The sequence below is a fragment of the Pseudomonas indica NBRC 103045 genome, assembly GCF_002091635.1.
Classification (GTDB): Bacteria; Pseudomonadota; Gammaproteobacteria; order Pseudomonadales; family Pseudomonadaceae; genus Pseudomonas_M; species Pseudomonas_M indica.
In genome coordinates this window covers 191,019-213,923 of the sequence record NZ_BDAC01000009.1, presented here as the reverse complement: position 1 = coordinate 213,923, position 22,905 = coordinate 191,019, and the positions used below count along the sequence as shown (strand labels likewise).

Sequence of the window (22,905 nt, the reverse complement as noted above, 5' to 3'; positions counted from 1 at the left end):
CTGGGAGATCGAACTGGGCTTCAGGGATATCAAGAGTTCTCTGCAGCAAAATGCAATGACCCTGCGTAGCAAGGTAAAGGAACTGGTTTACCAGGAGGTCTGGGGCTTGTTGCTGGCCTACAACATCATCCGCCGGGAAGCCAGCCAGGCTGCCGTCGCCTTTGGCCGCTCTCCATGTGAGATCCGCTTCAAACCCGTAGCCCACTACATCGCCGTGCAGCTGATCGTAATGGCGGCGGCCAACCCGATTTCAGCAACCGGAAGACGTTTGTCGGAGTTAAGGGCGGGAATCGGCGGGCTGTTTCTGGATCACCGCCCCAGGCCATCACGACCAAGGACGGTGAAGATTTCAAAGACCCGCTATCCCGTGGATCGAAAGGCCGCTCCGCTTAAGTGAACAGCATTACGCTGAAAAGCGGGTTTTTTGTTGTCGCTCGGTCACATGGGGAGCGGGCGGTGCTCGATCTGTAGCTTGTCGAAGATCGCTGCGCCGGCCTCGGTTTCGTAGCCGGTGTTGTCCTGGGTATAAACCCCCGCCTTGAAGTACAGCGGTTTCGTCGCCCAGGCCGAGTCCAGCTTTGTGGTCCACTTCGTCGCGTTCACGTTCACGCTCAGCGTGCCTTTCGGCGTGAGGTGAATGCTGTAGATGAAGCGCTGGTTCAGCGGAACTCCGCTGAGCACATTGATGACTTCCGACGTCTCGTCATCCGGCGAGCGGCGGACCTTCACCACGATGTTGCCGTAGTCGTAGCGCGCCTTGTACTGGTACTCCAACTTCAGCAGCGGACGGCTGCTTTTATAGGCATGGATCTGGCCGACCACGATCTTGCCGGTGGATGGAACCTGGCTGACCTTCAGGCCGGCCCGCAGGAAGTTGTCTGCGCTCGGATAGGTCCAGTTGTGCGGCTTGCCGTCTGGATAGGTTTCCCGCAGCTCGGTCCGCGGATAGCTCGCGCTTGCAGTAGTGGTGCCGTTGACCGGTGCCCAGAAGAACAGGCTGTCGTAGTTGTTGTTCTTGAAATAGTGATCCTGATATCCCGAGGCCAGGACAGGGGTTTCGATGGTAGTGGCGGGAACGCCGACGGGAATGCTCAGGTTCCAGATTGCAAGGTCGATCATGACTGATTCTCTCTGTACTACGGGAGAACGGCTTCAGTCGGGGTACAGCAAATCCATCGTCGGTAAGGGTGATTACCTGGCTCCTTGCCAGTACGCACGAGCGAAATGTTCTTATCGATGGTTGGCAGATCGGGACTGGCGCCCGCTGTGAGGCAGGCGGCCAGTCCGGTTTGGGCTCACAGTGCGCGGTGCTCGATTTTCAGCACATCGAAGGTCGCGGCGCCGGCTTCGGTTTCGTAGCCGGTGTTGTCCTGGGTGTACACGCCGGCCTTGAAGTACAGCGGCTTCGGCGCCCAGCTGGAATCGAGCTGCGTGCTCCAGGTGGTGTTGTTGACGGTCACGCTCAGCTTGCCTTTCGGGTCCAAGTGGGTCACGTAGTCGAAGTCCTGGTTCAGCGGAACGCCCCGGAGCAGTGTGATGACCGTGCTGGTCTCTTCGGTCGGCGTGTAGCGGACCTTGGCCACGATGTTTCCGTAGCCGTAGGTGCTCTTGTACTGGTACTCCAGCTTCAGCAGCGGCTTGTCGCTCTGGTAGGCATGGATCTGGCCGATGACGATCTTGCCGCTGGACGGCACTTGGCTGACCTTCAGGCTGGCGCTCAGGAAATTGTCGGTCGCCGTGTGCAGCCAGTTGCGCAGGCGCCCATCGGCATAGGTTTCGCGCAGTTCGCTACGCGGATAGATGGCGCTGTCCGTGGTGGTGCCGTTGACCGGCGCCCAGAAGAATACGGTGTTGTTCCCGTTGTTCTTGAAGTAGTAGTCCTGATAACCGCCGACCAGAACCGGGGTTTCGATGGTGGTGGAGGGGACGCCGACGGGGATGGTCAGGTTCCAGGTAGCGAGGTCGATCATGACTGATTCTCCTAAGGAGAAACTGCTTCAGTCGGGCACATCTCATTCCACGAGTCAGTAAAGAGCTTTACTCGGCAATCCGGCCGGTGACACACGAACAGAAGGGTATGGCTAAAGGGTTCTTTGTCCGAAGGTGTCTACGACACCGTCTCGCGGTCGCTTTATAAGGCCTACGGAGTGTGAGGTGAAAGACTTTTTTGACGTGATATTGGCGTCAAAAAATTGATTTTTAGAAGTTTTGCTATCGATTTGCTATTGCATTGTGGCCAATAGCTATGGCGGGAAATTTTGTCGTCCGGCTTATTCGATAAGGAAATCGTTCGAAAGCTGACGCCATTTTTTTGTAAGCGAAGCGGCAGAACTGAGCGAAGAGAGCGTCTGCAGGGGAGGGGGATTTCCGACGAGCGGTAGCCGTTGCGCCGCTCTGGAATGGGCGTGGATGAGTTTTAAAAGGGGAACTGGTTGGCAAAACGGAGTGGACGAATCCTTGTCCACGGGGGAGAGTCAGAGCGATTTATGTTCGATGTGCAGCCGGTAGAAGGTTGCCATCCCGCCTTCGTTGGCGTAGCCGGTATTGTCCTGGGTATACATGCCCGCCTTGTAATAAAGCGGCTTCGGTGCCCAGCTTCGGTCCAGGCGGGTCACCCAGCGGTAGCCGGCCGCATGCACGGCGAGGGAGCCGTTGGGCGTCACGTGCAGGCTGTAGGTGAAACGCTTGTTCAGGGGGACGCCCTCAGCCACCGTCACCACCAACGGATCCTCGTCGTCCGGCCGGTTGCGGAACTTGGCCACGACATTACCCAGCTTTTCGTCGTCCTCGTACTGGTACTCCAGTTTCAGCATGGGCTTGGTGCTATTCCAGGCATGGATCTGGCCGATCACGACCCTGCCGGACGACGGCACCTGGTTGACCGACAGGGCGGCGCGCATGAAGTTGTCGGCATCGGCGTACAGCCAGTTGCGCACCCGGCCATCGGGATAGCTTTCCCGTAGTTCCGTACGCGGATAGATCGCATTCTCCGTTTTCGAACCCGTCACCGGTGCCCAGAAGATCACGGCTCCGGAAGGCGTGCGGAAGTAATTGTCCTGATACCCCTCGACCAGCTTCGGTGTTTCGATGATGGTCGCCGGCGTTCCGACGGGAACGCTCAGGTTCCAAGTGGCGAGATCGACCATTGAGCAACGTCCTCGATTGTTTCCTGTGGCGGAATTCCGCTCTGGTGGTGAGATTTTTTCATGGGGAGTGTGCCTTCGAGGCCGGGAACGATTTTGCTGATGCGTTCGCAAAACGCAGACTTTTAGCGGCTTTTGCGCCGTGTTGCGACGAGTGGTGGTTGAGGTCTATTCATAATTGAATGGCATTTTGCCGCTTCGCTGGCTAGCAAAAACCATTCATCGAATGAATGGGCGGGTCGAGGACGTGGCTGCGGAATCGAGCCTCGACTGCTTGCTGATCCGTCCCAATCTCTGGGATCGGCTATGGTCTCAAGGGAATGACAACCTCACCAGGGAGTTCCAGCATGCTGCTACGCCGCTTCGGTATCGGCCCGCGCGCCGCCGTGAGTTTCGCCTTGATTGCCGGGTTGCTGTTGTTCACCGGCCTCTTTTCCCTGAACCGCATGTCCGTTATCAACCAGGCTTCCACTGTGATCAGCAATGACTGGTTGCCGGGTGTGCAGATGTCCGGCCGGCTGCAACTGCTTTCCGCCCGCTTCCGCTTGCAGCAGTTCGCCCATATCCTCACCTATGACGATGCTGGCATGTCAGCGGTCGAGCGGAAACTCCAGGAGGTTCTGGATGAGCTGGAAAAGGTCGAGAACGACTTGTTCCGTACCGCTAGCGGCTCGGAAGAAAAGGCGCTGCTGGAGCGGTTCCGCTCGCAGCGCACGGATTACATGAAGGCGCACGAGTCCTTTCTCGCCATCTCCCGCGCCAACCGTACCGACGATGCCTTCGCCAGCCTGAACGGCATGGCGCCCCAGTTCGACGCCATGCGCCAGACCGCCGAGGAGATAGCACAACTGAATAGCCGCGGTGGCGAGGCGGCCAGTGTGGCGGCGGACGAACAGTTCGCCAGCAGCCAGGTGGCTGTGATCGTCGCGCTGGTCCTGGCGGCGGCTCTCACCGCCCTGCTGGCGTGGATGCTGACCCGCAGCATCGTTGGGCCGCTCGGCGACGCGGTGGTGGTCGCCCGTACCGTGGCCAAGGGCGACCTCACCGGGCGCATCGAGGCCGAGGGCGCGGACGAGCCGGCGCAACTGATGCAGGCCCTGGCGGACATGCAGGTGCAACTGCGGCGGACCATCCAGCAGATCGGCGGCTCGGCGACGCAACTGGCGTCGGCGGCCGAGGAGCTGAGTGCGGTCACCGAGGAAAGCAACCGCTCGCTGATCCGCCAGAACGACGAGATCCAGATGGCCGCGACGGCGGTCAACCAGATGACCGCCGCGGTCGAGGAAGTGGCGCGCAATGCCAGCTCCACCTCGGAAGCCTCCAACGCCTCCGCCGAATCGGCCGGGCAGGGGCGCGACCGAGTGCGGCAGACCATCGCCGCCATTCGCAGCATGGGCCATGAGGTGAACACCACGGCCACCCTGGTGAGCAGCTTGGCCGAGCAGGCGCAGAACATCAGCAAAGTGCTCGATGTGATCCGCTCCATCGCCGAGCAGACCAACCTGCTGGCGCTCAACGCCGCCATCGAAGCGGCGCGCGCCGGCGAGCAGGGGCGCGGTTTCGCCGTGGTGGCGGACGAAGTGCGCGCCCTGGCCCACCGGACCCAGGAGTCCACCCTGGAAATCGAGCAGATGATCGGCAGCATCCAAGAAGGCACCAACCAGGCGGTCGACGCGATGAACAGCAGCAGCCAGCGGGCCCTGGGCATGCAGGAAGAAGCCGAGGCCGCCGGGCAGGCGATCGAGGTCATCGCCCAGCAGGTCGAGGCGATCAACGAGCGGACCCTGGTGATCGCCAGCGCCGCGGAGGAACAGGCCCAGGTGGCGCGGGAAGTGGATCGCAACCTGGTGAACATCCGCGACCTGTCGCTGCAGACGTCGGCCGGGGCCAACCAGACCGCCGCCGCCAGCCAGGAACTGTCGCGCCTGGCGGTGGAGCTGAACACCATGGTGACGCGTTTCGTCGTCTGAGCGGCGCGGGTACACTGGCGGCCCGTCCACAGCCCCTGCCACTCCGATGACTGCGCTCAGGTTTCTCCAGGCGTATCCGCCTGCCTTGCTGGATCAGGTCCGTCACCTGATCGCCGAGGATCGCCTGGGCGATTACCTGGCCCAGCGCTACCCGTCGCGCCATGAAGTGCAGAGCGACAAGGCGCTGTACGCCTACACCATGGCGCTGAAGCAGGAGCACCTGCGCAACGCTCCCGGCATCGACAAGGTGCTTTACGACAACCGTCTCGACGTGGTTCAGCGCGCACTGGGGCTGCACACCGCGGTGTCGCGGATGCACGGCGGCAAGCTCAAGGCGAAGAAGGAAATCCGCGTGGCCTCGCTGTTCAAGGATGCGGCGCCGGAATTCCTGAAAATGATCGTGGTGCACGAACTGGCCCACCTGAAGGAGTTCGAGCACAACAAGGCCTTCTACAAACTGTGCGAACACATGCTGCCGGGCTACCACCAACTGGAATTCGACCTGCGCCTGTACCTCACCTGGCGCGAATTGCAGGGTGGCCGGAGCGATAGCTGAACGCGGCCGGCCGCTTACTCCTCGAAGCGGCTCGTGTCGTCACGGTCGCGCTCGTATCGTTTCTTGAGCGGAAACGGCGGTAGCCAGGACTCACGGCGGACTGTCCAGAGTTCGTAGGTCGGCATCAACTGATCGGGGGCATCCAGGGAGCCCAGGCTCACTTCGATTTCATCCTCGCTGCGCGAGAAAACCGACGAGCCGCAACGGGGACAGAAGAACCGCCCGGCGTAGTCGCGCGTTTCGCCTTCGACCGTCACCGCATCCTGGGGAAAAATCGCCGACGCATGAAACAGCGCCCCATGATGTTTGCGGCAATCGAGACAATGACAAAGGCCGACCCGATACGGCCGCCCCGAGGCGACGATGCGGACGTTTCCGCACAGGCAGCCACCTGTGAATCGGTCCATGGTGAGTCTCCTTTGAAAACGCTCGCAGTGTTGACCACAAGCCCCGCCGGGTGATCGCCAGCGCGAACTACCATACGACGCTATCGAGGTAATGAAGATAGCAGTGGGATGATGTAAAGAGCGGGCCTGAATGAGGCTTCCGCTGGCTGATGGCCCCCACGCTCCGCGTGGTAGCCCGGCCTGAGACGCTCTGCGTCACTACGGGAGCGGGGCTTTAGGGTGACGCGGAGCGTCAGGGGTTCCCATTCCCACGCAGAGCGTGGGAACGATCCAGCAAATGACTACGGGGCAACGTCCGTTGCAACGACCTGTCGGGCGGTTGCTGAACTCTGGCAACGGACTGCCGAGCACTATGAATCAGCACTGTTCACAAACAACAAGACAAGCCCGCTTGTGGCGGCAAATACAAATGCATCATCGAACGAGCCCGAGCCAATTTGCGTTTGCCACATTTGGAATAGGGCGCCGCCCATGACGATGAAGCCGCCGAACCACACCACCAGAGCCATTCCAGGCCCCAGCAATGCGAAAGTCTTGGATGAGTTGAATTCGTCTGCGCTGCCGCCTCGAGCCCGCCATAGATCCCAGGCCCCCTTTAGAGACAGTGCGCCAACCAGAAACTCCCCAGTGATGATTATCAAGAATGCAATGGTTACAAGGGCCGTACTGGTGATCGGCGGAAAGATGTGATTGCCATAAATCTCATGACCCTTCATCCCGAGCACATAGGCTACGGCACCGATGCCAGAATCCCAGTTCACGATGTTCCCGGCGGCGTAGAACCACCCCTGAAGGCCAACAAGAGCTACCAAAACGATTTTTAGAATTCGAACGGCCATCGATATCTTCCCATCCCTTGCATGCACTCCCCGTGGTCAATCTCGAGACACCCAACGGTTCCTCCTTAGGCATCAAGATCTTTCAGCTTCTGGAGACCATGATCGTCCTTATGGACATGGCTGATAAACCAGCTTCCCAGCACGAAAAACCGCTTACCGCGGTTTTGCCTGTCTACGATATTGGACGCCAATCTCACCGAATGCGGCGGCGCGAAAAGCCTATCCATGAGGCAACCCTGGACGTGGTGAGACGACGCACAAAAAGAAAAAGGGGACGAGCACAAGGCTCGTCCCCTTTTCGTCACGCCAGTGGATCATTTGACCCAGTGTTTACCCCAGTGGGTGATGTCGTAGGACTGCTGGGAGCTGAGCGCGCGAGCAGCGGTGCCGGGCGCCTCGGCTTTCTCGTCGTCGATGAGTTTGGTCGACAGCGAGAACCAGCTGGTGGCGAAGGCCATGGCGTCACCGTTGATCTCCAACGCCCGTTGGTCCAGGTTGGTGATGTCGTCGCAGGCTTGGTGATAGCAGGGGTCGAAGGCGACGCCCGCTTCACCGCCGTACCTGGCCGCCTGTTCCTCGGTCTTGACCACTTCCGCGCCAGTGAACAGGCCGCCGAAGGCAATGCCGTCCAGGAAGAACTGCGCATAGTCGGAACGGAAGGTGATCTCGTCGCCCTCGTACGGCAGGCCGCGCAGCTGGTAGTAGGTCTCGAACAGTTTCTCTACCGCAGCGGACCCGGGCGGGCCTTCCAGGCCGAAGTCGGAGCCGTCGCCGTCGTAGATGAAGTACGCGAAGTTCGGCGAGGCGATCATGTCGAAGTTCAGGTAGACCTTGATCTTCTTCTTCTCTTCCTCGCTGAGGTTGTTCACGTAGTAGGTCGAGCCGACCAGGCCGGACTCTTCGGCACCCCACCAGGCGAAACGGACCTTGTTGCGCGGATGAGCCTTGCGCATCTGCAGGGCCATTTCCAGGACGGCGGCACTGCCCGAGCCGTTGTCGTTGATGCCGGGGCCTTCGAACACCGAGTCCAGGTGGGCGCCGACCATTACTACGTTGTTCGGGTTGCCCCGACGGGTCTCGGCGATCACGTTGAAGGTTTCGGTCTGCTCGCGCACCACGTCGACCACCAAGTGCAACTGCAGGCCTTCGGTGCTGGCCCAGGCCACGCCGTTATCGTAGGTGGCGAACACGGCCGGGATGCCCCCTTCGTAACCATCGCCCAGGGTGGCGTTGATCAGATCCTTGCGGTCCTCGGTGTTGCCCTGGTTGAAGATGATCACGCCGATGGCACCGGCCGCCGCGGCGTTCTCGGCCTTCTGCTCGAAGTTGCAGGTGCCGCGCTGGATCAGGGCGATGGAACCGGCGGGGAAGCTGCTGAAGTCCTCGGCTTCACAACCGCTGCTGGACGCGTTGTCCGGGCCGAGCGCCAGGTCCACCGGTACCACGTTGCCGGTGATGTCGCCGGGTTCGGTTTGCGACAGGTAGGTGAAGTCCACGTCCCATTCGTAGGTCTCCGGCGTCGGCAGTACGGCTGCCAGTTCGCCGGGGCCTTGCGGATAGAACGCGGTGAACGGGAAGGACTGCAGCTTGACCTGATAGCCGGCCTGCTCCAGCGTCTGCTTCACGTAGTCCACCGACGCCTGGTAGCCGGACAGCCCGGCCGCGCGCGTACCGTCGTTCGCGGTGGCGATGTCCTGCAGCGCCTGCAGGTGGTTCATGACCTTGCTGGCCTGCATGCAGCGGGGTAGGCCAATGGGTGTGTTGTTCAACAGGATCGAGTTGCAGCCGGACGGATCGGGCCGTGACGGACTCCAGAACTCGTTGAACAGGTCGGTTTCCAGGGGTGGAGCGGCGTACAGCGTCGTGGAGAGGGAGAATGCGAGGGTACTGCAGACGACACGCAGCGTTTTGTTTTTGTTAGACATGGTTCCTCCAATCCTTTAGGGAGAGATCACCAGCGCGCTGTTCGTTTTTCGAGACGGTGCGCTAGCCAGGTCGGCGCATGGCTTGTGGCCACTAATCCTTTACTGCATCGTCGGACGCGAACCTAAAGCCTAGACTGGGCCGCTTCGTTTTGGTTCGGTCGTACCAGATAAATTTTTCCAACCGGTCAATTTCGCGAGTGGGTACAGATACGGCGGAGTTTTGAGCGGGCCGTCTGTTTAGAAGCCCGGCCGCTGCTGCTAGGCTGACATCATTTGTCTGACGGAGATTTTCCAGGCATGCGATTCCTTTCCGCCATGCGGCTGGCCGCCTGTCTGTTCGGCCTGCTGCTCGGCTCCCCGGTACTGGCACGCGAGTGGCTGGCGGTAGGGGCGCAGTTTCCTGGCGTGTTCGAGCGGACCACGGCGGGCGAATACCGGGGCCTGGCGCCCGATCTGCTGCGTGCGGCCATGGCACGCCTCGGCGACACGGTCCGCTTCGAGCGCCATCCCTGGTTGCGTGCCCAGCAGATGGTGGAGCAGGGGCATGCCGATATCCTCATCGGCCCCTATTGGACGGCGGAGCGGGAGAAGCGCTTCGCCTATGGCCGTCATCCGTTCTATCAGGACCGCATCGTCTTCTATGCCCGCCTCGATGCGAAGACTGGTTGGAAGGGAGACCTGGCCGCCTTGAGCGACCGGGAGATCGCGGTGGTGCGCGGCTGGACCTACGGCGAGCGCTTCGAAAATGCCCGCCCGCAGCTCGATCTGGTGATGGTCGGCAGCGTGGAGAACGGGTTGCGCATGCTCAGCATCGGGCGGGTCGGCCTGCTCGCCAGCAACGAGCGCAACACCGTGCCTGTGCTGATGTCCCTGAAGCTGAATACCCGTATCGCCAGGCTCGAGCCGATCATCGATACCCAGCGGGGCTACTTCGCCTTCACCCGCAACGCCACCGGCGATGCCCTGCGAAGCCGATTCGATCACGCGTTCGATGCCCTGGTGGCGGACGGTACCCTGGCCCGGTTGGCGAAGAAGCATGGGGTGGAGACGCCTTGACCGGGAAGGCTGCGAATCCCGCGGGATGCAGGCCATCGGTCGGGGCGTTTCAGTAGAAAGCAAAAGGTTTGTGTCCCAAGAAATTGGAGAGCTGCGTCACGGTTTTTGGGCACTAAGCGGGAATGGCACGGTCAATCCATGCGGGGGCCAAGTTTGGTCCTGGATTCCGGGCCGCTCGACGGCCTTCAACCTGATGGAGGTGATCCATGCGAACTCCCTTATTGCTGGCTGCGCTGCTGGGCGCTCTGCTGGTGGGCTGCGACAAGAAGGACGAGCCCGCGCAGAGCCCGAGCACTCCGCCGCCGAGCACAACCGAGCAGCCGACCACGCCGCCGACCACTCCCCCGCCACCGCCGGAGCAGCCGCAAGGCACCGGGACCGGCACTGGCACCGGGACCGGGCAGAGCCAGTAGATCCTGCCGGGCTTCCCAGGCGGCCGCGCCGCCTGGGTCTCAGCCTCACTGGCTCAGTTCGCACACTTCGGCGTGCGGCGCGAGCTTGAGGAACTGGTCCATGCGCATGTGCACCAGGTTCTCGTGGTCTCCCGCTTCCAGATAGATGTCCTGCTGCCGGGTCAGCATCGGGTCGATCAGCATGTTCATTCCATAGGCCTCGCCAAGGGCTGGCACTGCGCCGCGCTCGCAATCCTTGAACAGGCTGCCGATCCGGTACTCGCTGGTCAGCTGCCACTTGCGCGAATCCTTGCGCACTTTGCTCAGATCCAGATGCCGGTTGGCCGGCACCACGGCCATCAGGAAATGGCCGCGACGGTCGTCCAACACCACCGACTTGGCCAGGCGATCCGCCGGTATCCCGGCTGTCCGTGCCGATTCCAGGCTGGTCGCCGAATGCGGGTGGGATACCAGTTCGAACTGGCATCCGGAGCCCTCAAGGCTGCGTTGCAGGGTTGCCGCCATACGCATGATTCACCTCCTCGTCCGCTTCGGGCATGTCGTTTGACCTGATCAAAGTTTAGCCAGCGGTGCGTTGGGGCAGTCCGCCGGAGCAGGAACACTTGGTGCTATGGAGAGGGGTGAATAGACGAGGGAGACGTAACCGATCGGAAAAGGCTTGCTGTCATGACGCTTTCCTGGCGCCATAAGACTGCCACATAATGGCCCTTCGCCATTTCATGGCGAGGCGGCGATTGGCCGTGCCCCGAACCATAACGAGCCTCGACCGACTGGAATCGCCCATGTTTTCGTCGCGCACCGGCGCCTTGCTGCTTTTGCTGTTGTTACCCGCCGGGGCGTGGGCGGACAAGCTGCGGCTGGTGGGTGACATCTGGCCTCCCTACACCGACCAGTCGCTGCCCCACGGCGGTCTGGCCGTGGAGCTGGTGAGCACGGCATTGGCGCGTGCCGGCTACGCCAGCGAGTACATGGAAATGCCTTGGGCGCGAGCCCTGCATGGTATCGGCAATGGCAGTTATGACGTGCTGGTCTGCGCCTGGCATTCCCGCGAGCGGGAGGCGATCGGAGCGTTCTCGACACCCTACCTGACCAACCGGATTCTGTTCCTCCAGCGCAAGGACAACCCCGTCCGCTACCGCCGGCTGGACGACCTGCTGGCGCTGGACATCGCCGTGGTGCGCGGCTATGCCTACGAGCGGCATTTCGATAACCACAGTTTGCTGCGCAAGGTGCCGGTGCTGGGCTTCGACAATGCCCTGCACATGCTCTATGCCGGACGGGTGGCGCTCGCCCTCGACGATGAGCGGGTGGCGCGCTTTCGCTTGTCCCGCGAGTCGCCCCGCCTGCGAGAGGCACTGGAGTTCCTGCCCAGACCGCTGAGCGAGAACCCGCTGCATATCCTGGTCAGCCGCCACCGCACCGACCATGCCCGAATCGTCGCTGCCTTCGACCGGGCGCTGGCCGGGATGCGTGCCGACGGCACCTACGCGAAGCTGCTGCGTGCCTGGGAGAGGGACGGCGATAGCAGCCTGCGGACCACGGCGCGCCCCTGAGAACCTGTCTACGATCTGCTGCGCGTCGGCCCTGCTGCGTTGAAAACAGGCTCGGACTGCTCATTTACAACTCGTAAACTCCGCTTCCTCGCCTGTTTTCGCCTTGCATGGCTCTAGCTCGCGAGTTCGTAAACAGGTTCTGAGCGACACGGGGCGCACCGTGCCTGTCTAGAGCGTCCTCAGGAACGCCACCAGGTCGGCTTTTTCCGACTCGCTGAGACCGCGTTGCAGCACCAGGTTGAAGAACTCCACGGTGTCGTCCAGGGTCAGCAGGCGGTCGTCGTGCAGGTACGGCGGCGAGTCCTTGATGCCGCGCAGCGGGAAGGTCTTGATCGGGCCGTCGGCCTTGGCCAGTCGGCCGTTGATCGTCTGCGGCTCGAAGAAGCGCTCGGTCTTCAGGTTATGCATCAGGTTGTCGGTGTAGTACGGCGGCACGTGACAACCGGCGCAGGCGGCCTTGCCGAAGAACAGCTCCTGGCCGCGCATTTCCTGTTCGGTGGCCTTGCTCGGGTCCAGTTTGCCCTCGATGTCCAGCTTGGGCGCGGGTGGGAAGTCGAGCAGCGCCTGGAACTCGCCCATGAAGTGCACCTGGCTGCCGCGCTCGAGGATGTTCACGCCTTTCTTGGTGGCGATCACCGGGTCGCCGTCGAAGTAGGCGGCGCGTTGCTCGAACTCGGTGAAGTCCTCCACCGTCTTCAGGGCACGCTGCGAACCGAACAGGCGCTGGATGTTCACCCCGCGCAGCGACGGCGTGTCGATGCGGTGGCGCAGCTCCTGCGGGCGAATGTCGCCGACCAGGTGAGTGGCCGCGTTGGTGTGGCCGTTGGCGTGGCAGTCGAAGCAGGCCACGCCGAAGCTGGGCTTCTCGCTGCGGCGGTCGGCGGTGGCGTTGAACTGCTGCTGCATGAAGGGCGTGACGAGCAGGCGCAGGCCCTCGATCTGCTTGGGATTGAGGATGCCGTTGAACAGCTCGTAGTAGTTGGACAGGGTCACCAGCTTGCCCTGGGAAACGTCGCCCAGGTCCGGCCGGGTGGTGAGGAAGATCGGCGCCGGGAACTCGGGCAGGAAGTGGTCCGGCAGGTCGAAATCCAGGTCGAAGCGGGTCAGGTCGCGCTGTTGCTGCTTGTTGATCTCATCGATCTGGAAGTGCGGGAAGACCATCCCGCCTTCGGCGTGGTTCGGATGGGGCAGGGGCAGGAAGCCGGCGGGGAAGAGCTTCTTCTCGCGAATCTGGTCCGGGCTCATCTTCGCCAGTTCGTCCCAGGTCGTGCCCTTCGGCAGCTTGACCCTGATGCCCGCCTGCACCGGCTTGCCGCGGGTCATGGTGACCCCATCGGCCGGCTTGTCGGCGAGGTCGTAGCGCTCTTCCAGCAGCGCTTTCTGCTTCTGCATGACCTTCGGTTTGTCCGCCGACATGCGTTTGAACACGGTCTCGAAATCCTCTTCGATCACCGGTGCATAGCTGGATGGCTTCTTCGGTTCGGCGCCATGGCTGGCACCGGCTATCACGGCGAGTGCCAGACCGCTGGCGAGCGCCAGACGGTTACGGGCAGGTGGAATGCTCATCTATGCGGCCTCCTGTTCATTGGTATTGGCTCCCTGTACGACGGGGCTGCGCGTAGGTAGGCCTAGGTCAAGCCTTTGGCGTCTGGAAATAGACTCCTCCTATCGACCCGATTGAAGCGCTCTCTCGAACGAATCCGTATGAGCTGTAGGGCTTTCGCCACAAGGGCTTGCGCCGTTTTGATGGCCACTGGCTTTAGAACCGGTGGTTTTTCAATGGGTTGGTGCTATGCCGAATCGGTCGAAGCGAAACCGCCCCGAGCGGGCCGGTGACGCGGCTGTTCCGGGCCCATATGCGTCCCGTGCGGGTGTCGTCAACTATCCTTGCAAGGAGCAACCGTTGTCCGGCGTAACCGCCGGTGGTTCCCAGGTACTGCCGTGGAGAGGCTTATGAATCGCCTGATCCCGCGCATCATGCTGTGTCTGGCGCTGCTGGCGCCGGCCGCGGCGACCATGGCCGCCGGCGCGGTGAGCGTATTGACGGTGAACGGCCCGATCGGCCCGGCCAGCGCCGACTACCTGGTGCGCGGGCTGGCCCGCGCAGTGGACGAGGGCGCGCAACTGGTGGTGATCAACATCGACACCCCCGGCGGCCTGGATACCTCGATGCGCGACATCATCAAGGCGATCCTCGCCAGTCCCGTGCCGGTGGCCAGCTACGTGTCGCCCAGCGGGGCACGGGCCGCCAGCGCCGGCACCTACATCCTCTATGCCAGCCATATCGCCGCCATGGCCCCGGGCACCAACCTGGGTGCGGCGACCCCGGTGCAGATCGGCGGCATGCCCGGCGCGCCGCCCGAGCAGCCGGAAGATCCCGATGACCCGCAACGCCAGCGTGGCCAGCCGAACGATCCCGAATCCGGCGATGCGCTGACGCGCAAGCAGGTCAACGATGCCGCTGCCTATATCCGTGGCCTGGCGCAGATGCGCGGGCGTAACGCCGATTGGGCCGAGCGGGCGGTGCGCGAGGCGGTCAGCCTGTCCGCCGACGAAGCGCTGCGGCTCAAGGTGGTGGACTACCGGGCGCGGGACCTCAACGACCTGCTGCGGCAACTGGACGGCAAGACGCTGAACGCCGCCGGCCAGGACCTGACGCTGCGTACCGCCGGTGCCGCGCTGATCCACCACGAGCCGGACTGGCGCACCCGCCTGTTGGCGGTGATCACCAACCCCAGCGTGGCGCTGATCCTGATGATGCTGGGCATCTACGGTCTGTTCTTCGAATTCACCAACCCCGGTCTCGGCATCGGCGGTGTGCTCGGCGGCATCTGCCTGATCCTCGCGCTCTATTCGCTGCAACTGCTGCCGGTGAGCTATGCCGGAGTAGGGCTGATCCTGCTTGGCCTCGCCTTCATGGTGGCCGAAGCCTTCCTGCCCAGCTTCGGCGTGCTCGGCATCGGTGGGGTGGTGGCGTTCGTGGTCGGCGCGGTAATCCTGATCGATACCGAAGTCCCCGGCTTCGGTATTCCGCTGCCGCTGATCGTCAGCGTGGCGGTGGTCAGCGCGGTATTGATCGCGGCGCTGGTGGGAATGGCGCTGAAGGCGCGCCAGCGGGTGCTGGTCAGCGGCGACGCCGGGCTGATCGGCAGTCGGGTGGCGGTGGACGCGGTGCAGTCGGACGACCCCCGCAGCGGCTGGGTCCGCTTGCAGGGCGAGCGCTGGCGGGTGTCGAGCGAGGCGCCGTTGCAGGCCGGCCAGACGGTGCGGGTGCTGGCGCGAGACGGTGTTCTTCTACAGGTGACCGCGGCCGAAGATGGCCAGCGGGAGGAGGTTGAATGATCGGTTTCCAATTGAGTTTCGGATTCCTCGCGGCGCTGGTACTCGCCCTGCTGGTTTCGGCGTTCCGTATCCTGCGCGAATACGAACGGGGCGTGGTGTTCCAGCTCGGCCGCTTCTGGCGGGTCAAGGGGCCTGGGCTGGTCATCATCATCCCGGGCATCCAGCAGATGGTACGGGTCGACCTGCGCACCCTGGTGCTGGACGTACCGACCCAGGACGTGATCTCCCGCGACAACGTCTCGGTGAAGGTCAACGCGGTGGTCTACTACCGGGTGCTCGACCCTCAGCGGGCGATCATCCAGGTCGAGGATTACCACTCGGCCACCAGCCAGTTGGCGCAGACCACCCTGCGCGCGGTGCTGGGCAAGCATGACCTCGACGACATGCTGGCCGAGCGCGAGCAGCTCAACAGCGACATCCAGCAGGTACTGGATGCGCAGACCGACGCCTGGGGCATCAAGGTCTCCAACGTGGAGATCAAGCATGTCGACCTGGACGAGTCCATGATTCGCGCCATCGCCCGCCAGGCCGAAGCCGAGCGCGAACGGCGGGCCAAAGTGATCCACGCCGAGGGCGAGCTGCAAGCCTCCGAGAAATTGATGCAGGCCGCCGAGATGCTCGGTCGCCAGCCCGGCGCCATGCAGCTGCGCTACATGCAGACCCTGGGATCGATCGCCGGCGACAAAAGCTCGACCATCGTCTTCCCGCTGCCTATCGAGTTGCTGAAGGGCATGACCACCGCACCCGAGGGGCCGAAATGATCCGAGCGAGCGCGAAGGAAGAAACCCGCTTGCCAGTGCCTTCGGTCGTGTCGGCTGTCCAAAAAGAGGCGGGTTTTCAGCGAAATCTCCTGAAAGCCTGTGCGTATTCAGGCCTGCGGATGGGCGAGGCTTTCCTAGACTTTCTCCTATCGGCTGCATTGCCGCCATTGTCCGGAGAATCCCATGCGTATCGGCGTTCCCAAGGAAATCAAGAACCATGAATACCGCGTCGGCCTGACCCCGCAATCCGTGGCCGAACTGACCGGGCTCGGTCATGAAGTCTCGGTGCAGACCCAGGCCGGCGCGGCTATCGGCTTCTTCGACGAGGATTACCAGGCCGCTGGCGCGCGGATCGCCCGCGACGCCGACGAGGTGTTCGACGTCGCCGAGCTGATCGTCAAGGTCAAGGAGCCATTGGCCGAAGAACGCGCCCGTCTGCGCCCGGAACATACCCTGTTCACCTACCTGCACCTGGCCCCGGACCGCGCCCAGACCGACGAGCTGATCGCTTCGGGCGCCGTCTGCATCGCCTACGAGACCGTCACCGATGCCCAGGGCCGCCTGCCGTTGCTGGCACCGATGTCCGAAGTGGCCGGGCGCATGTCGATCCAGGCCGGCGCCACTTGCTTGGAAAAGGCCCGCGGTGGGCGCGGCGTGCTGTTGGGCGGAGTGCCCGGCGTGCCAGCGGGCAAGGTGGTGATCCTCGGTGGCGGCGTGGTCGGCAGCCATGCCTTGGCCATGGCCGTGGGGCTGGGCGCCGACGTCACCGTGTTGGACAAGAGCGTCGATGCCTTGCGTCGGCTGGATGCGCAGTACGGCAACCGCATCGCCACGCTCTACTCGACCCGCAGCGCGGTGCGCGAGCAGGTGCTGGCGGCGGACCTGGTGATCGGCGCGGTGCTGATCCCCGGTGCCTCGGCGCCCAAGCTGATCAGCGCCGAGATGGTCAGCCTGATGAAGCCCGGCGCGGTGCTGGTGGACGTGGCCATCGACCAGGGCGGTTGCTCCGAGACGTCCAAGCCCACCACCCACGACAAGCCCACCTACCTGGTCGACGAAGTGGTGCACTACTGCGTCGCCAACATGCCTGGCGGCGTGGCGCGCACCTCCACCCTGGCGCTGAACAACGCGACCCTGCCATTCGTCGTGGCCTTGGCCGAGAAAGGCACCCGCCGCGCCCTGGAGGGCGACCCGCATTTGCTCAACGGCCTTAACGTCGCGCGCGGGCTGATCACCTGCGCCAGCGTGGCGGACGCCCACGGCCTGCCGCACCAGCCGCCGGGCGCGGTGCTCGCCGAGCTGTGAGGCACCGATGCCGGGGCCGGATGCACTTCGCCGCAGGCTGCTGCAGGGCCTCGGCTGCGCCGGCCTCGCGTTGGCGGCGCCCGGTGTCTTCGCCGAGCTGCTGCTGACACCCCGGCAGACTCAGGGCCCGTTCTACCCGGACGTGCTGCCGCTGGACCGCGACAACGACCTGCTCCTCGTCGATGACCGGCTCACCCCGGCCATCGGCCAAGTCGTCCATCTCCATGGCCGTCTGCTCGATGCCCGCGGCGCGCCGCTCAACCGGACGCTGATCGAAATCTGGCAGGTGGACCGCAACGGCCAGTACCTGCACAGCCGGGGCGGCGATCCGGCACGGCGCGACGGCAACTTCCAGGGCTACGGCCGGTTCGAAACCAGCCTCGACGGGGCCTACCGCTTCCGCACCATTCGCCCGGTGCCCTATCCGGGGCGCACGCCGCACATCCACGTGGCCGTCACCCCACCCGGCCAGCCGCGCTTCACCACCCAGTGCTACGTCCGTGGCGAACCGCTGAACGCGCGCGACGGCATCCTCAACGCCATCCGCGATCCCCACGCACGGGACAGCCTGATCGTCGACTTCGCACCGCTGCCGGATTCGCCCAGCGGTGAGTTGAGCGCGCGCTTCGACATCGTCCTCGGACTCACCGCCGCCCAGTGAGCCGCACTCCCAGCGCGGGAAGCGGTCAACCGAACAAGGGCCGGTTCACGCCGGCATCACGACCTTGGAAACGGAGCCCGACGATGCGCAGCACACCGATCCTCCTCGCCACCTTGCTCGGCCTGCTGCTGACGGGGTGCGACAAACCGCCGGAAGAGCAGCAGCGCGACAGCATGAGCGGCCCACAGGAAAGCCCGCAGCAATACCAGGACACCGTGGCCGAACCGCCGTTGGAAGAACGCCCGGGGAGTGGGACGGGTGAGCGGGAATAGGTTCGTGTAGGTGGTTCAGCCACCGCGCGGCCCTGTAGGAGCGAGTTCTGCTCGCGAAGCGGAGATTCGCCGAAAGCGCACGGATCGCCAGCAGAGCTGGCTCCTACGGGTGGGGGCCGTTCCAGCGTAGGGGCAAATTTATTCACCCGAGGGACAGTTGCAGCGCGGTTTTGTAGGAGCGAGCTCAGCTCGCGAAGCGGAGATTCGCCGGAAGCACGGATCGCCAGCAGAGCTGGCTCCTACGGGTGGGCGCCGTTCCAGCGTAGGGGCAAATTTATTCACCCGAGGGACAGTTGCAGCGCGGTTTTGTAGGAGCGAGCTCTGCTCGCGAAACGGAGGTTCGCCGGAAGCACGGATCGCCAGCAGAGCTCGCTCCTACGGGTGTGCACCGTTCCCCTGTAGGGGCGAATTCATTCGCCCGTGGGGCTCAGACGTACTCTCCGGCCGCGTGCCCCGAAGCCCAGGCCCATTGGAAGTTGAAGCCGCCGAGGTGGCCGGTGACGTCGAGCACTTCGCCGATGAAGTACAGCCCCGGCGAGCGCTGGGATTCGAAGGTCTTGGACGACACCTCGTCCGTGCTCACCCCACCCAGGGTGACTTCGGCGGTGCGGTAGCCTTCGGTGCCGGCGGGTACCAGGGTCCAGGCGGAGAGGCGTTGGGCAATGGCGTTCAGTTCGGCCGGGGTGTACTGCTTCAGCGGTTTCGAGACGAACCAGTGCTCGGCCAGCAGGCTCGCCAGCTTCTTGGTGAAGCACTCGGCGAGCAGCGTCTTCAGTTCGGTGTTGGGTCGCGCGGCCTGTTGCTCGGCCAGCCAGTCGGCGGCGTCGCGGTCCGGCAGCAGGTCGATTTCCACTTCGTCGCCCGGCTGCCAGTAGGAGGAAATCTGCAGGATCGCCGGGCCGCTGAGGCCACGGTGAGTGAACAGGATGTTCTCGCGGAAGCTCTGGCCGTTGCAGCTCACCCGGCAATCCACCGAGGTGCCGGACAGTTCGCTGCACATCGCCTTCAACTGATCGGTGATGGTGAAGGGCACCAGCCCGGCGCGGGTTGGCAGCACGTCGTGGCCGAACTGGCGGGCGACTTGGTAGCCGAAGCCGGTGGCGCCAAGGGTGGGGATCGACAGGCCGCCGGTGGCGATCACCAGGGACTGGCAGTCCACCGGACCGGCGCTGGTGTCTAGGCGGTAGCCGCCGTCGGTCTTTTCGATCCGCTCGATGGAGGTGTTCAGGCGCAGGTCGACGCCGGCCTCGGCGCATTCCTTCAGCAGCATTTCGAGGATGTCGCTGGATTTGTGATCGCAGAACAGTTGGCCGAGCTTTTTCTCGTGGTACGGGATGCCGTGCTTGGCCACCAGGCCGATGAAATCCCACTGGGTGAAGCGGGCCAGGGCCGACTTGCAGAAGTGCGGGTTGCGCGAGAGGAAGTTGGCCGGTTCGGTGTACAGGTTGGTGAAGTTGCAACGCCCGCCGCCGGACATGAGGATTTTCTTGCCGGCCTTGTTGGCGTGATCGAGCAGCAGCACCCGGCGGCCGCGCTGGGCGGCGGTGAAGGCACACATCAGGCCGGCGGCGCCGGCGCCGAGAATGACGACATCGGAAGAAGGGAGCACGGAAAACCTCGTCGAACTGCGACCCGGTCGGGCGCGCGCATCTTACCCGAAAGGAGCGGCGCGCAGCCGCACGCCGGTCAGGCCGCCGCCTGTTCCTGCTTGAGCAAGTGGCTGGCCATGCTGCGCAGCGGCGCGAGCTGGCGGCAGATCAGGGCGAGTTGGGTTTGCAGCAGGCGGTGGCCGTCGTCCAGTTCCTCGGGCATCTGCTCCAGCTCCTTGGCCAGGGCCTCTTCCTCGTCGCTGTAGATGGCTACCGGGTGCTTGTCGATCAGGCTCTGGGCCAACTGGTCGAGGGTCCGGGTCAGGTGCTCGGCGGCGCGGTCGATGAGGGCGTCGCTGGTGTCGGCGGGCAGGCTTTCGCGGTGGGCGCCGAGGGCCGAGAGGTAGCTCAGCAGGGTGTGCGACAGCACCAGGAAGCGGAAGCCGGTCTCCGCCTCCTTCCGGAAGTGGCCGGGCTCCAGCAGCATGTTGGACAGCGTGGTGGAGAGCGCCGCGTCGGCGTTGTGGGCGTTGCGCCGGGCCAGGCGGTAGGCCAGGTCGTCGCGCTTGCCGCTGTGGTACTGCTGGATGATCTGCCGCAGGTAAAGGCTGCTGCAACTGAGGGTGTTGGCCACCACCTGGTTGAGCCGGCGACCCTGCCAGTCCGGCAGGATGAGGAATACCGCGGCACCGGCGATCAGGCTGCCGAGCAGGGTATCGACCAGACGCGGCCAGATCAGCCCGTAGCCGTCGCCCACCTGGTTGAAACAGAACAGCACCAGCAGGGTGATCGCCGCCGTGGCCAGGGTGTAGCCGGTGGTGCGGGTGGCGAAGAAGACCACCCCGGCGACCACCGCGATGAGGGATTGCACCAGCGGGCTGGGGAACAGCTCGAACAGCGCCCAGCCGGCGACCAGGCCGAGCATGGTGCCGCTGATCCGCTGCACCAGCTTGATCCGCGTGGCGCCATAGTTGGGCTGGCAGACGAACACCGTGGTCAGCAGGATCCAGTAGCCCTGGGTCGGGTGGATCAGGTGCAGCACGCCGTAGCCGGTGGCCAGCGCCACGGCCATGCGCAGGGCGTGGCGGAACAGCAGCGAGGTGGGCGTCAGTTGCAGGCGGATGCGCTCGATGGCTTCGCGCAGCGAGCGCGGGTAGCGGTCGAGCAGGCTGCTGTCCTGCTCCTCGGCGAGGGCGTCGGGGTTGCTCGCCCCGGCCAGTTGCCGCTCCAGGGTGGCGAGGTTGCCCGACAGCGCGTTCAGCGAGCGCAGCAGGCCGCGCCAGGCCGGGTTGTTCTGCTGGCGCAGGTAGTCGATCGAGGCGTGCAGATCCTCCATCGCCTGGGCGCTGGCCTCGCCGTAGTCGAACGGTTGGCGCAGCTGGATGGCTTCGCCCAGCTCACGGCAGGCGCGGGCTTGCAGCTTGAGCAGGCGTTGGCAGCGGAACAGCACGTCGCTGTGGAAAAAGGCCTCGGCCAGGGCGTTGTACGGGTAGTGCGAGGAGCTGGCGCGCTCGTGGATGTCCTGGGCCATGAAATACAGCTTCAGGTAGCGGTTCACCTTCGGTCCCGGGCGGCTGCTGCCGATGCGGTTGAGGATGGTCTCCTTGGCGGCGTTCAGCGCCGAGACCACCTTGCCGTTCTGCCGTGCCAGTTCCAGGCGGCGGGCTTCCAGGTCGAGCTGGCGCAGCGGTTCGAGCAGCGCGGCCTTGAGCTTCAGGTACAGGCCCAGCTCGCGGTACAGGCGGGCCAAACTCTGCTGCACCGGCTGGTGCGCGAACAGCGCGTTCCATAACACCGAGAGTGCGCCGTACCAGGCGGCACCGCCCACCAACAGCAGAGGCTCGCGCCACAGGTCGCCGGTCACGCCGCCGCGCTGGTCGACGCCGATCATGCTGTAAATGGAGAGAATAAGGGTGGCCGAGGCGATGGCCGCGTAGCGCTCGCCGAGGGCGCCGAGCATCACCAGGCCGAAGGTGGCCAGGGCCAGGCCGGCGACGAACAGCCAGGGATAGGGGAACAGCAGCTCCACCGCTAGCGCCGCCACGCTGAAGCAGAACAGGGTGACCAGCAATGCGCTGAGGCGGCCGAGCCAACTGTCGTCGGTTTCCGCCAGGGCGCTGGCGATGATGCCGAGGAACAGCGGGATGACCATGCCCATCTGGTCCTGCCACCAGCCGAGCGCCATGGCTCCGGCCAGGGCGACGAAGACCCGCAGGCTGTAGCCGAACTTGTCCAGTGCCCAGAGACGGCGCAGGGATTGCCGGAACGAAGGTGAAAGCATGGAATGCGCGGGGCCTTGTGACTGCGTTGGGAGTGTTGGACGCCGCGGCGCGACGACCGTCACGCCGCCAGCGTAGCCGCTCTCGAGCAAGCAAGGAACATTCCGCGATGGGCATTGCCGGCCGGTGTGCGGCAGGTCTGTGAGGGGGGATGGGGCAGCTCACGCTTCGCCATCCTTTAGGGGATGACTTGCAGGGGCGGATTTATCCGCCCCGTGGTGTCAGGGTTGAGCTATTGCTTCGCCTCTGCGGAGCGGAACTGGATCCTTGGCAAGGACGTTTTCCTTGCTCAATCGACTCGTGTCCAGGAACCCGTCAGGTTCAGGAAGGTGTGGTCGGGAAGCGTGATGGAGGCGTGGACGGTGTCATGTTCGAAGTCCTCCACATGCGTGACCGTCGTACCGTCGGCTTCCTTCCAGGTCACCATGAACACGCCCGGGCGGATTGGAAGGGATCGGTAGGTTTCCGTTGTCGCGGCGGCGTCGAAATCTTCGGCGGGGAACGGAGCCCAGCGCAGTGTCTTGCCGTCCGCATCGAAGGCGACGCGGTAGACCCGCTCACCATAGTCGGCGCGGAAAACGTGGCCAATGGCGGGAAAGGCGATGGCGGTCATAGAGGTTGTTTCCTTTTCGAAAGAGTCATTGCCGGCCTGCGACAGCGAAGGGATGGCGAGTGCCATTAGAACAGTGGCAATAAGGGTGGATGGGCTGGTTGCGAACATTGGGTTAACCGATTCATTTACCGGCCGGGAGCGCCGGACGCGAGCCATGGCGGCTGTGAGAGGGCGCGCGGCACGCAGTGTTTGGGCTCCGATGGCTGCGCTGCCATACCGGC

At 63.9% G+C, this 22,905-nt stretch carries 21 protein-coding genes and 1 pseudogene; 11 read left to right on the top strand and 11 right to left on the bottom strand.

Translation table 11 applies throughout. The features are described from left to right. Nucleotides 1-397, top strand: a pseudogene (locus PIN01S_RS13130) (IS4 family transposase); the annotation flags it as partial. Nucleotides 398-438: 41 nt separating this feature from the next. Here the strand turns inward: PIN01S_RS13130 and PIN01S_RS13125 are convergent. The 3 genes from PIN01S_RS13125 to PIN01S_RS13115 form a co-directional block, all read right to left on the bottom strand. Further along, the gene (locus tag PIN01S_RS13125) at nucleotides 439-1,119 is read right to left on the bottom strand and encodes a polysaccharide lyase family 7 protein (protein ID WP_084336118.1); all 681 of its coding nucleotides are present in this window, start codon (nucleotides 1,117-1,119) and stop codon (nucleotides 439-441) included. A 176-nt stretch (nucleotides 1,120-1,295) separates the two neighbouring features. Further along, nucleotides 1,296-1,970 carry a polysaccharide lyase family 7 protein gene (locus PIN01S_RS13120; RefSeq protein ID WP_084336117.1) on the bottom strand — a complete coding sequence of 225 codons (675 nt, stop codon included), beginning with the start codon at nucleotides 1,968-1,970 and terminating at the stop codon, nucleotides 1,296-1,298. Nucleotides 1,971-2,474: 504 nt separating this feature from the next. Next, nucleotides 2,475-3,146, bottom strand: coding sequence for a polysaccharide lyase family 7 protein (locus tag PIN01S_RS13115; RefSeq protein ID WP_084336116.1), 672 nt, complete (start codon nucleotides 3,144-3,146; stop codon nucleotides 2,475-2,477). Between the two features lie 344 nt (nucleotides 3,147-3,490). Here PIN01S_RS13115 and PIN01S_RS13110 point away from each other — a divergent pair, with 344 nt between their 5' ends. Next, nucleotides 3,491-5,113 (top strand): methyl-accepting chemotaxis protein, encoded by a 1,623-nt coding sequence (locus PIN01S_RS13110; protein WP_084336115.1) that lies wholly within the window; start codon nucleotides 3,491-3,493, stop codon nucleotides 5,111-5,113. 46 nt (nucleotides 5,114-5,159) lie between these two features. Beyond that, nucleotides 5,160-5,669, top strand: coding sequence for a YgjP-like metallopeptidase domain-containing protein (locus PIN01S_RS13105; protein ID WP_084336114.1), 510 nt, complete (start codon nucleotides 5,160-5,162; stop codon nucleotides 5,667-5,669). Nucleotides 5,670-5,683: 14 nt separating this feature from the next. Here the strand turns inward: PIN01S_RS13105 and PIN01S_RS13100 are convergent, their stop codons facing one another. From PIN01S_RS13100 to PIN01S_RS13090, 3 genes are all read right to left on the bottom strand, one after another. Next, complete coding sequence (locus PIN01S_RS13100) at nucleotides 5,684-6,076, bottom strand: GFA family protein (protein ID WP_084336113.1); 393 nt, start codon at nucleotides 6,074-6,076, stop codon at nucleotides 5,684-5,686. A 350-nt stretch (nucleotides 6,077-6,426) separates the two neighbouring features. Then, a complete protein-coding gene (locus PIN01S_RS13095; protein ID WP_084336112.1) occupies nucleotides 6,427-6,915 on the bottom strand; it encodes a DUF2165 domain-containing protein in 489 nt (162 codons plus the stop codon). A gap of 314 nt (nucleotides 6,916-7,229) precedes the next feature. After that, nucleotides 7,230-8,840: a M28 family metallopeptidase gene (locus PIN01S_RS13090; RefSeq protein ID WP_084336111.1), complete on the bottom strand. Its 1,611-nt coding sequence runs from the start codon at nucleotides 8,838-8,840 to the stop codon at nucleotides 7,230-7,232. Between the two features lie 297 nt (nucleotides 8,841-9,137). Between PIN01S_RS13090 and PIN01S_RS13085 the strand changes: the two genes are divergently transcribed. Together PIN01S_RS13085 and PIN01S_RS13080 are read left to right on the top strand one after the other, a co-directional pair. Beyond that, complete coding sequence (locus tag PIN01S_RS13085; RefSeq protein WP_212633105.1) at nucleotides 9,138-9,896, top strand: substrate-binding periplasmic protein; 759 nt, start codon at nucleotides 9,138-9,140, stop codon at nucleotides 9,894-9,896. A 206-nt stretch (nucleotides 9,897-10,102) separates the two neighbouring features. After that, a complete protein-coding gene (locus tag PIN01S_RS13080) occupies nucleotides 10,103-10,309 on the top strand; it encodes a hypothetical protein (protein WP_084336110.1) in 207 nt (68 codons plus the stop codon). Nucleotides 10,310-10,354: 45 nt separating this feature from the next. Here PIN01S_RS13080 and PIN01S_RS13075 read toward each other — a convergent pair whose 3' ends face one another. Continuing rightward, nucleotides 10,355-10,819 carry an aminoacyl-tRNA deacylase gene (locus tag PIN01S_RS13075; protein WP_084336109.1) on the bottom strand — a complete coding sequence of 155 codons (465 nt, stop codon included), beginning with the start codon at nucleotides 10,817-10,819 and terminating at the stop codon, nucleotides 10,355-10,357. 272 nt (nucleotides 10,820-11,091) lie between these two features. Between PIN01S_RS13075 and PIN01S_RS13070 the strand changes: the two genes are divergently transcribed. Then, on the top strand, nucleotides 11,092-11,862 hold the full coding sequence (locus PIN01S_RS13070; protein ID WP_084336108.1) for a substrate-binding periplasmic protein: 771 nt from the start codon (nucleotides 11,092-11,094) through the stop codon (nucleotides 11,860-11,862). A 168-nt stretch (nucleotides 11,863-12,030) separates the two neighbouring features. On the opposite strand, the gene PIN01S_RS13065 is transcribed toward PIN01S_RS13070, so the two are convergent. Continuing rightward, nucleotides 12,031-13,428, bottom strand: coding sequence for a cytochrome B6 (locus tag PIN01S_RS13065; RefSeq protein WP_084336107.1), 1,398 nt, complete (start codon nucleotides 13,426-13,428; stop codon nucleotides 12,031-12,033). Nucleotides 13,429-13,815: 387 nt separating this feature from the next. Here PIN01S_RS13065 and PIN01S_RS13060 point away from each other — a divergent pair, with 387 nt between their 5' ends. The 5 genes from PIN01S_RS13060 (at nucleotide 13,816) to PIN01S_RS13040 (ending at nucleotide 18,203) form a co-directional block, all read left to right on the top strand. After that, nucleotides 13,816-15,204 (top strand): NfeD family protein, encoded by a 1,389-nt coding sequence (locus PIN01S_RS13060; RefSeq protein WP_084336106.1) that lies wholly within the window; start codon nucleotides 13,816-13,818, stop codon nucleotides 15,202-15,204. Then, nucleotides 15,201-15,965: a slipin family protein gene (locus tag PIN01S_RS13055; RefSeq protein WP_169715829.1), complete on the top strand. Its 765-nt coding sequence runs from the start codon at nucleotides 15,201-15,203 to the stop codon at nucleotides 15,963-15,965. Before PIN01S_RS13060 ends, PIN01S_RS13055 begins: the two co-directional genes overlap by 4 nt. A gap of 183 nt (nucleotides 15,966-16,148) precedes the next feature. Beyond that, nucleotides 16,149-17,270 carry an alanine dehydrogenase gene (gene ald / locus PIN01S_RS13050; protein WP_084336105.1) on the top strand — a complete coding sequence of 374 codons (1,122 nt, stop codon included), beginning with the start codon at nucleotides 16,149-16,151 and terminating at the stop codon, nucleotides 17,268-17,270. A gap of 7 nt (nucleotides 17,271-17,277) precedes the next feature. After that, nucleotides 17,278-17,931: a dioxygenase family protein gene (locus tag PIN01S_RS13045; protein WP_084336104.1), complete on the top strand. Its 654-nt coding sequence runs from the start codon at nucleotides 17,278-17,280 to the stop codon at nucleotides 17,929-17,931. Between the two features lie 83 nt (nucleotides 17,932-18,014). Beyond that, complete coding sequence (locus PIN01S_RS13040; protein WP_084336103.1) at nucleotides 18,015-18,203, top strand: hypothetical protein; 189 nt, start codon at nucleotides 18,015-18,017, stop codon at nucleotides 18,201-18,203. Between the two features lie 427 nt (nucleotides 18,204-18,630). Here the strand turns inward: PIN01S_RS13040 and PIN01S_RS13035 are convergent, their stop codons facing one another. The 3 genes from PIN01S_RS13035 to PIN01S_RS13025 form a co-directional block, all read right to left on the bottom strand. Then, entirely contained in the window at nucleotides 18,631-19,812 is a 1,182-nt protein-coding gene (locus PIN01S_RS13035) for a BaiN/RdsA family NAD(P)/FAD-dependent oxidoreductase (RefSeq protein ID WP_280141743.1), read from the bottom strand. A gap of 77 nt (nucleotides 19,813-19,889) precedes the next feature. After that, nucleotides 19,890-22,073 carry a YccS family putative transporter gene (gene yccS, locus PIN01S_RS13030; RefSeq protein ID WP_084336102.1) on the bottom strand — a complete coding sequence of 728 codons (2,184 nt, stop codon included), beginning with the start codon at nucleotides 22,071-22,073 and terminating at the stop codon, nucleotides 19,890-19,892. 287 nt (nucleotides 22,074-22,360) lie between these two features. Then, nucleotides 22,361-22,684 (bottom strand): MoaF-related domain-containing protein, encoded by a 324-nt coding sequence (locus tag PIN01S_RS13025; RefSeq protein ID WP_084336101.1) that lies wholly within the window; start codon nucleotides 22,682-22,684, stop codon nucleotides 22,361-22,363. Nucleotides 22,685-22,905 lie beyond the last annotated feature (221 nt).